The sequence below is a fragment of the Parabacteroides sp. AF18-52 genome, from assembly GCF_003479145.1.
Taxonomy (GTDB): Bacteria; Bacteroidota; Bacteroidia; order Bacteroidales; family Tannerellaceae; genus Parabacteroides; species Parabacteroides faecis.
On sequence record NZ_QUGR01000009.1, the window covers coordinates 128,784 to 143,261 of the forward strand.

The window sequence follows — 14,478 nt, forward strand, 5'->3', positions numbered from 1 at the left end:
CAGCTTCATTCCATTGAGCTTATAAATTGTAAGGTATGGTATCAATTTCTTGATTTATTTTTAGAGCATTCTGCACATACACCTATTCCATTTGTTAAAATTGGACCATGCCACCACATTTTTATATAATTAAATCATGTTTAAGTAAATATTTTAATATATTTGTCTCGACTAAACAGAGTTCTTTCAGAACTAGAGATATTTTCACAATGTCTCTCATTCCACACAAACATCAACATTCAAGGGGACCATGTAAGTATCAGTAAAATAGCTTCGGCAAAATATTCTTCCATTATCAAATCGATACTTAAATCAGAATTCAAACATTTTTAACCGTTTCATATTCTCACATTTCCTAATTCTTGTTACTTTTGTGGTGAGTATTCTTCGGGGCAGGGCGTAATTCCCTACCGGCGGTGACAGTCCGCGACTCCTCTGTATCACAGGGGACTGATCTGGTGTAATTCCGGAACCGACAGTTAAAGTCTGGATGAGAGAAGAAGACATTATAATGTATAATATAATATCTGCCTATATATTTATATATGTAGGAGAATGTTATATGTAATACCTTCCAGCCCTGTTGTAATACCTTAATTATAAACAACTACTTAAAAACAGGGTTTGAAAATGAAAACGATCAAAGATTTCGGCATCGATTACAAAGCACGTGTAGAAAAAGCAATCAGTTACTTACAGGCAGGCAAGGGAATTCTACTTGTCGATGACGAGAATAGGGAAAATGAAGGCGACATTATTTATTCCGCAGAAAAAATGACGGTAAAAGATATGGCATTAATGATACGCGAATGCAGCGGTATCGTCTGTCTCTGCCTCACCCCTGAAAAATGCGACTCACTCGGATTACGTCAGATGGTAGGAGAGAACACAAGTAAGAATCAGACCGCATTCACCATCTCGATAGAAGCCAGAGAGGGAGTTACCACCGGCGTATCGGCAGCCAACAGGATACAAACGATCAAAACAGCTATTGCACCTGATGCAAAACCGGAAGACCTGTCACACCCGGGACACGTTTTTCCCTTACAGGCCAAAGAAAACGGAGTGCTGGAAAGAAGAGGACATACGGAAGGAAGCGTCGACCTGGTCAAACTTGCCGGATTGGGCGATACAGCCGTTTTATGTGAATTAACCAACGAGGACGGAACGATGGCCCGACTTCCCGAAATCATTCGCTTTGCCACATTACATGACATGACGGTCGTATCCGTAGATGATATATGTAAATACAGAACATGCTAGTCAGACTTAAATGGCATGCAGATGACACGGATCAGACAAGTTAATCCGTGTCATCTGCATATTTTATTTCCCCGGCATATAAACGAACGAAAACGTATAAGGGGAATTATCCATATAATTAGCCAAACTAAATTCGACGGGATAAATACCATCTGTTCCTATACGTATAGCTTCTTTATAAGCAGTTACAACCTCTTGACCGCCTTTTTCGATTTGTACGTTCTTGTCTTTATCGAAATAAACATAGTAAATATCTGTTACTGAAAGCAGTTCTGTCTCCTGCTGCGATAAAGGTTTATTTCCCATCAGCTTATCTATAACCGCTTGTACCTCTCCCGGATCTGCATCCGACTCGACAATCAGCAAACCGACCCTGCCGTAAGTAACCGACGAAACATATGCCGCTCCTTTTTCCCTATCTGCCTCTTTTAATTCCTCCTGTATCAGTTTTTCAGGAATATCCATATCCAAGCTAAAGAATGTTCGTTTGAAAGAATAAATAAGTCCGTACTTCCGGGGCATATCTTTTTCCATATAAGATGCTCCTGACACAAGTTCATCCAGCTTCACACCCAGATTAATCATGCCGATCACATGCAATTGCTTATGATTATAAAATGACGATCCTTTTAAACTTTCAATAATAGCTCCACCTTCCCCGTTGGTTATTTGTTCTGCGATCTGCCGGGCAAAAGCATCCTGTTCCGACAACGAAGGAAGATAGGTTTTCATGACTTCGGAAACGGCCGGTGAAGATGTCGAAACGGTTATCGGATTGTATGTATATCCGGAAAAGCCGGGTATATATGTATTGGACTGAGCTGCTGGACAAACAAGATTACCCAGATAGATATCATCTTGTATAGAAGGATTAATAAACAAATAATTAGCCCATCCTTCCAACTGATTTAATTTTGAATCATATCTCATCCTCTCAAAATGGAAGATAAATAATCCCGGCGATATGACCATATCACCAAGTCCCTGTTGACTAACCTTCAACGGCTTATTTTCAGATTCACCCTGAAATACAACAACCGACTCCCTCCCCTCCAAATTACGATTTTCGGCTATGGAAACCGTTATCTCGGTCGATTGATCGCCGGAAGAAGGTGTAACAGTGATCCAATCCGGAGCAAAGTACAATTTCCAGGGGCGGTTGGTAGTCAGTTTTACCCGGAAACTGCTAACCAAGCTGCTTGAATTCAGCATGTAAGTATCCAATTCTATAAAAGGAGCGACCTCATCCAGCCCCAACTGTTCGACCTCCAATGCCTCGCTGGCTTTTCCCCGGATAAATAGCAAAGAGGCCTTTCGACGACCATTTTCCGGATTTTCTGCCACCTCTAACGTAATACCGTCCGAATAGTCACCCGACGTTCTGTCCATCGAAATCCAGTCAGGGACATCCTGTACCTGCCACGGACCGTTGCTTTTAAGAGTCAGATACTCATTTCCTCCTTCCTGATTGATAGTCATGGAAGTTTTATCCAGTTTAAGCGTATCTTTTTCTCTTTCAAGCCCACTACAGGAAATCAGCAAAGTTGTCAGTAAAAGAAAAAGCACTAAATATAAAGGAAGTCTGCGTTTCATTATGTAAAGAATTAATATATCAGATAAATAAACCGCAGCCAAGTTATAAAATATTTCATACAATGTTACATATCCTAATGAGAAACCGACTTTGAAAATATATTAATGATTATAACCCCGGCTATAATCAACCCCAGTCCGGCCACTGCCGGCAAATCCAGAGACTGTTTGAAAAAGAGGAGTCCGATAAGGGAAATCAGAACAACCCCTACTCCCGACCAAATCGCGTAAGCAATTCCCACAGGAAGCGTCTTCAGCGTCAATCCCAGAAAATAAAAAGCACAAACATAAGCAATTACCGTGATCACCGACGGCACTAGCTTTGTAAATTGAGCAGATGCTTTCAACCCACTTGTTCCTACCACCTCCAGCATTATCGCCAGAAACAGAAAAATAAATTGCTTCATAACTTGATATTTCTATTTTGCAGTGCAAAATTAGCAGGTTGGAACCGGATAAAAATTATCCTATGGTAAATTCAACAACAAAGATTATCTAAAGATAGTAAACATTATGGAACAAAGACCGTACATTTCGACAGCATTTTTCCAATTTATACCTATATTTGCCGTGAATCTATCAATCAATGAAAAACAATCGATATGCAAACTCTTTCTAAAATTCCCCGCATCGAGGTGGTAGACGCCCTGCGCGGTTTTGCTGTATTAGCAATTATTCTTGTTCATAATCTGGAACACTTTATCTTCCCGGTATATCCCGACCCTGCCAGTCAACCGGAATGGCTGAATATCCTGGACGAAGGCGTGTTCAGTGTTACCTTCTCACTTTTTGCGGGGAAAGCGTATGCTATTTTTTCGTTGCTATTCGGCTTCACATTTTACATTCAATATACCAACCAACAGATAAAAGGGAAAGACTTCGGATACCGTTTCCTCTGGCGCTTGCTTTTGCTGACCATTTTCGCAACGCTGAACGCAGCCTTTTTCCCGGCAGGAGATGTGTTATTACTATTCTGCGTAGTCGGACTATTCCTCTTCCTCGTCCGCAAATGGAGCGACAAAGCCGTGCTGATCACTGCGATCATCCTGTTGCTGCAACCTGTCGAATGGTTCCATTACATCGCCAGCCTGTTCAATTCGGAATATACCTTACCGAATCTGGGGGTCGGCGATATGTATAAGGAAGTTGCCGAATATACCAAAGAAGGTAATTTCTGGAAATTCATCTGGGGCAATATTACGTTGGGACAGAAAGCCAGTTTGTTCTGGGCGATCGGTGCCGGACGCTTCCTGCAAACAGCCGGGTTATTTATGCTGGGATTACTGATCGGCAGAAAGCAACTGTTCGTTACTTCCGACAACAACACCCGTTTCTGGGTAAAGGCGCTTATCGTCTCTGCGATCCTGTTCTGCCCGCTTTACCAGCTAAAAGTGACGCTGTATGATAACAGCGACGCCGTTATGATAAAACAAACAGTCGGTGTCATCCTGGATATGTGGCAGAAATTTGCTTTCACAGCCGTATTGGTTTCCTCTTTCGTCCTGCTTTATCAGAAAGAATCATTCAAGAAACTGACTTCAGGCTTGCGTTTTTACGGAAAAATGAGTCTGACAAACTATATCTCTCAGTCTATTCTGGGAGCTATCATCTATTTCCCGTTCGGATTATACCTGGCTCCTTATTGCGGATACACAGTCAGTCTGCTGATCGGTTTCGTTTTGTTTCTGTTGCAGGTTAGTTTCTGTAAATGGTGGTTGAAGGGACATAAACAAGGACCACTGGAAGGCATATGGCATAAACTGACCTGGATCAATTACAAATAATATTCATTTCAAAAGTTGACAGTTGACAAATGACAGTTAAACTTCATGCCAGATAAATAAATCTACCGAAAGCCGAAGTAACTATCACTTGTCAACTGTCAACTGAAAAATATTTCACATTCTATAGCTTCTCTATCTCCTCAACCGGCAATCCCGTACATTTTGCAATGTCGGTAATTTTCATACCCATACATTTCATATTGGCAGCTGTCTGGTGTAAGGCTTCCGCTTTTCCTTCGGCAAGCCCCTCGATCCGGCCTTCCCATTTGGCGGTATCGAGCACGTCGTTCTGGATCATGATCACATTCAGGTGTTCATCATACGCATGACGTTCCTGCGAAGACATCGAATAGTATTTCAGCTTTTCACGTGCTTCACGAAGACCCGGCGTTGTCGTGTCGGGACGGATCGTACCGTCTTTCAGGTATTTGATCCATTCGTCCAGAGGTGTCGAGGCAACTTTGTCGAACTCGTTTACACGGATCAGGATATACTCGGGGAAGATCTCAGCCGGCAGGCGGGTGATGACGGCATCACGGTCGCGCATGTTGATTCGCAAACGGTCGCCGGTATGCACACCTGTGAAATGATTCTGCCCGTGGTAGAAATAATCCGTACCCACACCGAGGTCAAAATAAAGGATACTGATGGAGTACACTTTCTTCACTTTCTGATAACCTTCACCCAGCGAGATATGCTCGGTGATGGCTTTGGCTACACCATAAAGAATGCGTTCGAGATAATGAACTTCGCGAGTGTTCTGGATTTCAACGATGATAACCTCACCTTTACTGTTCAAGGCTTTGATATCGACACGATTGAATTTGTCGTCGGCACTTTCCTGATTGCTCTCGCTTTCGAGAATTTCAAGGATACTGACCTCTTCCCGCAGCATGACGGTCAGGAAGCCGTTAAGCACATCGAAGTTGGCCTTCTGACGCAATAAACGTTTGATGGCCCAATCGAAACGGATATACCGGTCCTGCAATTCTTTTCTTTCATTCTCTGCCATGGCTTTCGGATCTGAATTTTTCATAATTAAGTGTTTTATGTGTTACGTAATTCACAAAGATATACATCTTTCATGGATGAATAGACACATTCGGCCCTTTTTTATATCATAACGCCTCATCCCACTCATTAAAAAACGCATCCCGTTAGCGGATACCCTACTTCCATTCGAATCTTCCTCTTACTTTTTTATCCGGAAACTATAATCTATTTTCATGAAAGTAGTTGCTTTTTGTTGCCGGGATGCCCGTCTTAGCCCTTTTCACACCCCCATCCCGACGATGCTCACACCCGGGTGTCGAGGATATTGAGACCCGGATGTCAAACAACATTAATTATTATATCTCTGACTTTTAACTATATAATCATTCAAGAAAAGACACTGTCTATTCAACTTTCAAAATAGGCAATGATAGTCCTATGATAGTTGAATGATAGTTAAAAACGGGAACTATCATAAAATAACAAACTGATTATATATCACTTACACAGAATAATGATAGTATGATAGATGATATTACATTTTTCTATTTATTTCTTCTCGTTCACTAACTTCTCCAATAAGGCTACTTTCTCTTTTTCATTAGCCATCATACGTTCGTATAAGGAGGCGTTCTGTTTGGTAAGTTCGAGAATTTGTTCTACAGGATGAATTTGCCTATTGTCATTTATTTCACCGTTATTACAGCCTATAGCATTATTATTACTTCCACTTTCGAATTTATTATTCTCAAAAATTACAGAAATTGGTGCTTCTTCCATATTTTCAATAACTTCCGGTGTAACTTTCAGGATAGCCGCAATTTTATCCATATATTCTTTTTTTATTACAGGCTGCTGTTCCAGTCGGGAAATACACTGTTGGTTGACGCCCAATTCATTGGCCAACGTTTCCTGTTTCATACCCTCATACCGACGTATCCTTCTGACATTAGCACCCTGATGAACATTCCTATCCTTTACATTTTCCGTATTCATATTATTATCTTATTTTAAGAGTGAAACAAATATATGAACAAATCTCCATATTTCGATGAAGATGCAAGGATATAACAGAACGTTCCGCTTTTTTTCTCATTGCATCAAAGAGTAAAACACTCACACTCCGATAGTATTTTACAAATAAAGCCGCTATAGCCATTCAATATAAGGAACAGGAAAGGGAAATCGTTCTTAACGCAGAATATAAACAAGACATGCCTGTTTTAATTCCATTTTGTGCAAATGTTTTCGCACACACATTGTAGGATATTAAATATAATCTACTACTTTTGCACTGGAATATAAAAGTTTATGCCATGGATAAAAAAGTAATCACCTTTGGAGAGATAATGCTTAGACTGGCCACACCAGATTATCTCCGTTTCAATCAGACAAATCAACTGAATGCTACCTTCGGAGGTGGCGAAGCAAACGTTGCCGTATCGTTGGCAAATTATGGAATCGACACTGAGTTCGTTACCCGTTTGCCGAAAAATGATATTGCACGTGCCTGCGTAATGGATTTACGTAAATATGGTGTCGGAACCTCTCACATCGTTTACGGAGGCGACCGTCTGGGTATCTATTTCCTGGAAACAGGAGCCGTAGCCCGCGCCAGTAAGGTTGTTTACGACCGTGCTCATTCTTCTATCGCTGAAATAGAACCGGGAATGATCAACTGGGAAGAAGTACTGAAAGATGCTTCCTGGTTCCACTGGACCGGTATCACTCCGGCTATCTCACAAGGTGCTGCCGATGCCTGTCTGGAAGCGATTCAGGCTGCCAATAAACTGGGCGTACCTGTATCCTGCGACCTGAACTACCGCAAAAATCTCTGGAAATACGGAAAGAAGGCTTCTGAAGTAATGCCCGAACTGGTTGCCGGTTGCGATGTGATCCTGGGCAACGAGGAAGATGCGGAAAAGGTATTCGGTATCAAGCCGGAAGGTTTCGATGTGGCACAGACTGAAGGTCAGGTGAATGCTGCCGAATTTGAATCGGTATGTACACAGCTGATGGCTAAATTCCCACGCGCAAAGAAAGTGATCATCACCTTGCGCGGTTCTATCAATGCCAACCACAATACATGGGGAGGCGTTTTATATGCGGATGGCAAACTGTATCAGTCTCGCCGTTACGATATTACCCACATCGTCGACCGTGTCGGTGGCGGTGACTCTTTCATGGGCGGCCTGATCTACGGTCTGCTTACTTATACGACTGACGACCAGAAAGCGCTCGACTTTGCTGTTGCCGCTTCTTGCCTGAAACATACCATCTACGGCGACTTCAACCAGGTTACTGTCGACGAAGTGGAAAAACTGATGGAAGGCGACGGGTCAGGACGCGTTTCAAGATAGTTGACAGTTGAAAATTGACAGTTGACAGTAATATATTAAGAATATACATAATTATGGCCAGATTTAATAAATTACAGGTATTGAATGCGATGATCAGCACCGGCATGGTACCTGTTTACTACAATAGTGATATAGAAACAGCGAAACAAGTAGTGAAAGCTTGTTACGATGGTGGTGTCCGTGCATTCGAATTCACAAACCGTGGTGATTTTGCGCACGAAGTATTTGCCGAACTCGTAAAATATGCAGCAAAAGAATGTCCGGAAATGATCCTGGGTATCGGTTCAATCGTCGATCCGGCTACTGCCGCATTGTTCCTGCAACTGGGAGCAAACTTCGTGGTAGGCCCGTTGTTCAATCCGGAAATTGCAAAAGTATGTAACCGCCGTCTGGTTCCTTATACTCCGGGATGCGGTTCTGTTTCCGAGATCGGTTTTGCCCAGGAAGTAGGATGCGACCTGTGCAAGGTATTCCCTGCCGGAAACGTAGGCGGCCCTTCCTTCGTAAAGAATATGAAAGCGCCGATGCCCTGGTCGCTGATCATGGCAACCGGAGCTGTAGAACCGACAGAAGAGAACCTGTCAGGCTGGTTCAAGGCCGGCGTTACCTGCGTGGGTATGGGTTCCAAACTATTCCCGAAAGAAGCGATCGCAGCGAAAGACTGGAAAGCAATCACAGACCTTTGTGTCAATGCATTAGAGATCATCAAAAAATACCGTTAAGTTATGAAACCATTTCTTGATTCAGATTTCCTGCTACAGACGGAAACAGCACAAAAGCTGTACCACGAGCATGCAGAAAAAATGCCGATCATCGACTATCACTGTCATTTGATCCCGCAACAAATAGCCGACAATTATCAATTTGCCGACCTGACAGAGATTTGGCTGGGCGGAGACCATTACAAATGGCGTGCCATGCGTGCAAACGGTGTTCCCGAAGAATATATTACCGGCAATAAACCGGCTTTTGAGAAATTCCAGAAATGGGCAGACACGCTGCAACATGCGATGCGTAACCCGCTTTACCACTGGACTCATCTGGAACTGAGCCGCATATTCGGTGTCGACAAGGTGTTGAATCCTTCCACGGCACGCGAAATATACGACGAATGTACCGCCAAACTGCAAACCCCGGAATTCCGTGCACAAGCCATCATGGAGCGCATGAATGTAGAGGTAGTCTGTACGACCGACGATCCGGTCGATTCGCTGGAATATCACAAAGCCATCCGCAACACCCCGTTGAAGACCAAAGTTCTTCCTACCTGGCGTCCGGACAAAGCGATGGCGATCGACAATACGGTTGCCTACAACGAATATCTTGGTAAACTGGAAGCGGCATCCGACACGACAATCCTTTCTTTCAAGGATCTGCTGGGTGCTTTGCAGAAACGTCACGATTATTTTGCTGCCGAAGGCTGCCGCGTGTCCGACCACGGTCTGACCACGTTCTATGCCGCATCGTATACGAATGCCGAAATCGAAGCGATCTTCATGAAAGCACGTATGAACAAGGCTTTAACGGCTGAAGAAGTGGATAAATTCCGTTCTGCCATCCTGTATGAGCTGGCTGTTATGGATGCAAAAACCGACTGGGTACAGCAGTTCCACATCGGTCCGACGCGCAACAACAATGCCCGTATGTTCAAACTGTTAGGTCCTGATACCGGATACGATGCGATCGACGATGCACCGGTTGCGGTTCCGATGATCCATTTCCTGAGCCGCCTGGAAGAAGAAGGAATGTTGGCGAAGTCGATCTTCTACAACCTGAATCCGAAAGACAGCGCTGTCATGATGACTACAGCTTACAGCTTCAATGACGGCTCACAGCCGGGCAAGATGCAGTATGGTGCAGGCTGGTGGTTCCTCGATCAGATACACGGTATGGAAGCTCAGATGAATACACTTTCCGACCTGGGCTTATTGAGCCGCTTTGTCGGTATGTTGACCGATTCACGCAGTTTCCTGTCTTATCCGCGTCACGAATATTTCCGCCGTATCCTTTGCAATATGCTGGGTAAGGAGGTAGAAAACGGCGAATTGCCTGTTTCTGAAATTCCTTTCATCGGCAAGATGGTAGAAGATATCAGCTATCAGAATGCGAAAGAGTATTTCGGATTCTGATAAAATAAAAGAAGTACGCCAATCGATTATTCTTTTGGCGTACTTCAATACTTAAATTAGTACTATGAAAAACGATCACTTGCCATAAATATACACTTCTGCAATGTTAGTAAAAGGTTCACGGTTACTATCTGGCAAGAGAATTTTAAGATAACGGCCCTGGCTTGTATCTATGGATCCGGGAATGGGTAATTCCAAACTATCACCATCGCCGAACACTCCGGTTACCAACTGAACCCAATCTGTAGCATTGGCATCCGGACTATTTCCTACATAAATTTCAACACTTTTCGTATCGGTGGTACCGGAACGGCGATAAACTTCTATTTTCGACATTTCTTTCGGTGATTCCATATCTATAACAGCCCAATGCGGCAGAGGCGTATCACCATCCGTATAATTGGAGTGCCACCAGGTATCCAGTTTTCCGTCAATAATCGCGTCTTTTCCACCACCGTCGCTGGCTGTTTCATCGGAAACGGTTACCTTCCAGCCGCTACGGTCGAACTTGTATTCGGCAGGAAAAGCCTCGTCATACTTACTCCATGCCGTATAGAAAGTATCGATCGACTCTTCTTCCGGAATGAATAAAGAACGAAACTCAAACTCTTCACCCGCCTTGGCATCCGGACAGAATGTTGTATATTCTTCCGACGGCATCCGGATAATACTTTCCATACCATCATTCTTTATGTATCTGACCTCATTGGCCAATAAGCCTTCCGCAGCGGAATACCATTCCACCGACGCACCCTTGTCCGTAAGCGAGATATTTTTTATACGACGATCCATTAGCGTTGCCAGATAATTCTCACCATAGGAAGTTCCGAAGTCCGTTACAGACAAAGAACGATGGTCGAAATTATCCACCAGTTGTACTGTGAATGTATATGACTTCTCTTCCATGTTATCCAATACGACCTCGATGCTGTCATAACTTGAATTAAAGGATACCGGAATAAGCAACGAATCCAATCCGTCGTTCCAATACAGATTCACCGATTTCACGTTCGGAGAATTATATGCCCTGCAAAAAAACAGAATACGCTCTTTTCCCGCAATAAACGCTATTGAATCCGGTTTAGGAGCATAAATGATCTCTCCGCCTTCAATATATTCTTTATGCACATCCATAAAATCTTCACAGGAAGTAATCAGGAGAGTGCATGCAATAAATACTAATAAACTATATATTCTTTTCATGGTTTATATATTCCTTTTTAATTTATACTATTCAACCACTTCCCCATATATATCTACATCAGCGGGGTGACAGAAGGAAGAACCACCCCAAGTATTCAATATACTAATGCGGATATAACGTATCGGTTCCTGTGATAACTCAAAAGCAAACTCATGCCCTTCTTCAGCAGCTGTAACATCTTCATCCGTTACTGTTCCACTCGGAGATCCGGAAGGTTTGACAATCAGGCAATCCATCACTTTTTCCCATTCACTCCAGTCACCGCTCTGAGAAGGTGTTCCTGTTCCTTTGAACACATACACCTCGAAATCCAACGGATTTCCCCAGTTATAATACGAATCGGAATATTTACGCTGGAACATCACGACACGGCTGGGTTTCGCTATACATCCCAGATCGATGGTAAATGCGGCAGGCATGGAATTGGATGCCGAATGGCCGAAAGTATCATGGTCGTCGTCGATCAGATAGCTGTCCATCCCCTCCCAGTTCGTAAAGCTGGCATCAGATCCCAACTTCATAACGACCATTTTCTTTTTATTCAGTTTTTCTTCGAAAAGCGGTGTTATCTGACCTTCCGAAGGGAAAATAGTATCGGAAGCGTTGTCAAAGTTATCCCGCATGATCATCCCGAAATAACGAGGCTCGGCTTTATAGCCGCGCAAGCTATAACGGTTCGAATCAGCTTCCGAAGTCATAATACGCATAGTCTGCATTTGCCCCAGGGAATCCTGTGCAAGAAACTCCATCGTCAAGGGAGCTTTGTCTTCATTCCGCCAGTTATATTGGGCACCGCCAAAATCCTGTACGATCGATATTGTCTTGATGGCTTTGCTCAAAGAAGACTCCAACGGAGTAAAAGTCACTTCCACAGGATCCGACAATTCCTGAGCACGATTGATCACATAAATATTCGCCTTATTCGGGATGGTATCGTTATATCCTTCTATTTTGATCTTATTCTCATAAAAAGAAGCGACTCTTTCCGTCTCTTTTCCATTCGTAAGCGTATAAACGGCTTTTACAGCCAGGATATCCTCCGAATTGGGAATGCGATAAGAAACAACGGCACCACCGGCTATCGGTTCCACATTTACATCGGTCACCACTCCGGGTTTTCCCAGACTTCCGGTTATAGGTTCCAGTGTCTTTTCCGAACAAGAGCAAAGCAATAGAACCGAAGTCAGCATACTGAAATAATATTTCGTTTTCATAATTCTGTATTACATTATTAATTACCACCCCGGATTCTGTACCAATTGCGGATTATTCACAATATCAGATTCTGGTATCGGGGCAAAATAGTTTTTATAAGTAAATGACTGCGTATAGACCGTAGTCAAAGTATAATAATCCACGACCTCTTTGGCATTGACATTCCAACCCTGTATCAGACGGTTCTGCTCTTTCTGGGCTGTTTTCCAGCGGCGGCTGTCCCAATAATAAACACCTTCACAAGCCAGTTCGATCTTACGTTCACGCTGGATGATTTCACGCATCCCTGCTTTGGTCGACGGTTTACTAGCCTGGTTCGAATATTTCTGCCAGCTTTCTACCACCCCTTTCAAACCGGCACGTTCGCGTACCATATCTATATACTTATAAACTTCCGCATCGGGAGCATCTTTCGACTCATTCAAAGCTTCGGCGCATAGTAAGAGAAGGTCGGCAAAACGCATGTCCGGGAAAGCAAAGTTTTCCCAGCTGATATCATTGGCATTACGGAAACTGGAGTTGATCGAAACCAGCTTCTTCGGCCAATAACCTGTCGCATTATAATTACCCGGATTGGCTACCGATGAAAATTCACCGAACCGGTTTTTGGGATACAGACATTCTGCATCGTCATCCGGCACATTTTTATATGAGTTTCCATACCATTTACCACGGTCAAAACCTAATGTCGAATAAAAACGAGGTTCACGGTCAAAGTTCATAGCCGCAGTCTGCTCACCCTTCTGGATATAATATTTATGATCCTCGTCTCCGGTCCGTACATTGAAACGGTTCGAATAATCATAATTTTTATCTTCTTCGATGGGTACACCGTTCTTGGAATAGAACTGTTCGACCGTTGCCATCGAAACACTCATACGTGTCCCATAGCTCAGAGAGGTTGCCTGTTCCAGATAACAGATACACTGTCCCTGCAGACCGTCATTCAGCGGATAAGAAGAATTTCCCCATACCAGCTCACAATTCCAGCGGTCACTTACAGAGCCACGCAGAGTCTGCACCAACCGGGTTTCATCCGAAAGAGTTTTAGTAGCCACATAATCGGAAGTCTGGTATAGACGGATACCGGCACTTTCACAAATATTGACTGCTTCTTTACAAGCCTCCGCTGCTTTTTGCCAACGTGTCTCATCATACGTCTGATTAAAGAACGGTTCTCCGTTATGATTACGGAAACTGTTGTAATCCGTATTCCCGTTATACAACGGACTGGCCCAATAGGTCAAAACTTTTGCTTTCAGCATATATGCTGCCGGACGAGCAAAACGGCCTAATTCACTTGTCTGGTTTTCAATCACCAGAGGAAGCGGATCGCCTTCTATTACCTCATCCAATAATTCCAGGATATAGGAAAAGCAATCATCGACTTTTTCACGATATACCCTGACACCTTGCGTCGATTCGTTCACCGGTATATTTTCACGCAACGGACAGATCGGTCCGTAATAGGTCAGCAGGTAGAAGTGCATATAGGCTTTGATCAGTTTCACTTCTGCAATCATACGCCTGATCTCGTACTGGTTCAGATCTTTTACACCGACAATTCCTTCCATAAAGGTATTACACTCACGAATACCTGCATACAAAGAACGGATCATGTCGCCTGTGCCGCCCCAATAATTGATCAAAGCACTGGTCGGACTATCGGTACCCAACCCGAATTTCATACCATTCTCTGTACTTCCTTCTTTATTGAAGATCATTTCCAGCGATCCGAATATTCCCGGATTTTCATTCCATCCGGCCGACTTAGGCATTCCCCAATAACAGGTAGCCAGATATTGTTCAGCTGTATACCGGTCTGAGAAAGCATTATCCAATGTCGGAACATTGTCCGGGACAACATCCAGATAGTTACAGGAGGCTATTGAAAAAGCAGTGCATATATATATTAAATATTGATATATCGATTTCAT

12 protein-coding genes and 1 riboswitch are annotated in these 14,478 nt (G+C 43.3%); of the genes, 5 read left to right on the forward strand and 7 right to left on the reverse strand.

The window, feature by feature from the left end; genetic code table 11:
- The first annotated feature begins 379 nt into the window (after positions 1-379).
- Positions 380-506, forward strand: a riboswitch (FMN riboswitch).
- Between the two features lie 124 nt (positions 507-630).
- Positions 631-1,263 (forward strand): 3,4-dihydroxy-2-butanone-4-phosphate synthase, encoded by a 633-nt coding sequence (gene ribB, locus DWX23_RS15810; RefSeq protein ID WP_122375173.1) that lies wholly within the window; start codon positions 631-633, stop codon positions 1,261-1,263.
- Between the two features lie 63 nt (positions 1,264-1,326).
- Here the strand turns inward: ribB and DWX23_RS15815 are convergent, their stop codons facing one another.
- Positions 1,327-2,856 carry a BACON domain-containing protein gene (locus DWX23_RS15815; RefSeq protein WP_122375174.1) on the reverse strand — a complete coding sequence of 510 codons (1,530 nt, stop codon included), beginning with the start codon at positions 2,854-2,856 and terminating at the stop codon, positions 1,327-1,329.
- 74 nt (positions 2,857-2,930) lie between these two features.
- Positions 2,931-3,263 carry a multidrug efflux SMR transporter gene (locus tag DWX23_RS15820; protein ID WP_122375175.1) on the reverse strand — a complete coding sequence of 111 codons (333 nt, stop codon included), beginning with the start codon at positions 3,261-3,263 and terminating at the stop codon, positions 2,931-2,933.
- A gap of 195 nt (positions 3,264-3,458) precedes the next feature.
- On the opposite strand from DWX23_RS15820, the gene DWX23_RS15825 reads away from it, so the two are divergent.
- On the forward strand, positions 3,459-4,640 hold the full coding sequence (locus DWX23_RS15825; RefSeq protein WP_122375176.1) for a DUF418 domain-containing protein: 1,182 nt from the start codon (positions 3,459-3,461) through the stop codon (positions 4,638-4,640).
- A 121-nt stretch (positions 4,641-4,761) separates the two neighbouring features.
- Here the strand turns inward: DWX23_RS15825 and DWX23_RS15830 are convergent, their stop codons facing one another.
- Together DWX23_RS15830 and DWX23_RS15835 are read right to left on the reverse strand one after the other, a co-directional pair.
- Complete coding sequence (locus DWX23_RS15830; RefSeq protein ID WP_122375177.1) at positions 4,762-5,676, reverse strand: Rpn family recombination-promoting nuclease/putative transposase; 915 nt, start codon at positions 5,674-5,676, stop codon at positions 4,762-4,764.
- Positions 5,677-6,182: 506 nt separating this feature from the next.
- Positions 6,183-6,629 (reverse strand): helix-turn-helix domain-containing protein, encoded by a 447-nt coding sequence (locus DWX23_RS15835; protein WP_122375178.1) that lies wholly within the window; start codon positions 6,627-6,629, stop codon positions 6,183-6,185.
- A 320-nt stretch (positions 6,630-6,949) separates the two neighbouring features.
- On the opposite strand from DWX23_RS15835, the gene DWX23_RS15840 reads away from it, so the two are divergent.
- From DWX23_RS15840 to uxaC, 3 genes are read left to right on the forward strand one after another with little or no spacing between them, the layout of a single operon-like run.
- Positions 6,950-7,993: a sugar kinase gene (locus tag DWX23_RS15840; RefSeq protein WP_122355074.1), complete on the forward strand. Its 1,044-nt coding sequence runs from the start codon at positions 6,950-6,952 to the stop codon at positions 7,991-7,993.
- A 53-nt stretch (positions 7,994-8,046) separates the two neighbouring features.
- Positions 8,047-8,715, forward strand: a complete 669-nt coding sequence (locus DWX23_RS15845; protein ID WP_122355076.1) for a bifunctional 4-hydroxy-2-oxoglutarate aldolase/2-dehydro-3-deoxy-phosphogluconate aldolase — start codon at positions 8,047-8,049, stop codon at positions 8,713-8,715.
- Positions 8,716-8,718: 3 nt separating this feature from the next.
- A complete protein-coding gene (uxaC, locus tag DWX23_RS15850; RefSeq protein ID WP_122375179.1) occupies positions 8,719-10,122 on the forward strand; it encodes a glucuronate isomerase in 1,404 nt (467 codons plus the stop codon).
- A 75-nt stretch (positions 10,123-10,197) separates the two neighbouring features.
- Here uxaC and DWX23_RS15855 read toward each other — a convergent pair whose 3' ends face one another.
- The 3 genes from DWX23_RS15855 to DWX23_RS15865 are packed head-to-tail and all read right to left on the reverse strand — an operon-like array spanning position 10,198 to position 14,478.
- Positions 10,198-11,325, reverse strand: coding sequence for a DUF4998 domain-containing protein (locus tag DWX23_RS15855; RefSeq protein ID WP_122375180.1), 1,128 nt, complete (start codon positions 11,323-11,325; stop codon positions 10,198-10,200).
- Between the two features lie 27 nt (positions 11,326-11,352).
- Positions 11,353-12,540, reverse strand: a complete 1,188-nt coding sequence (locus DWX23_RS15860) for a DUF5000 domain-containing lipoprotein (protein WP_122375181.1) — start codon at positions 12,538-12,540, stop codon at positions 11,353-11,355.
- Between the two features lie 21 nt (positions 12,541-12,561).
- A complete protein-coding gene (locus DWX23_RS15865; RefSeq protein ID WP_122375182.1) occupies positions 12,562-14,478 on the reverse strand; it encodes a RagB/SusD family nutrient uptake outer membrane protein in 1,917 nt (638 codons plus the stop codon).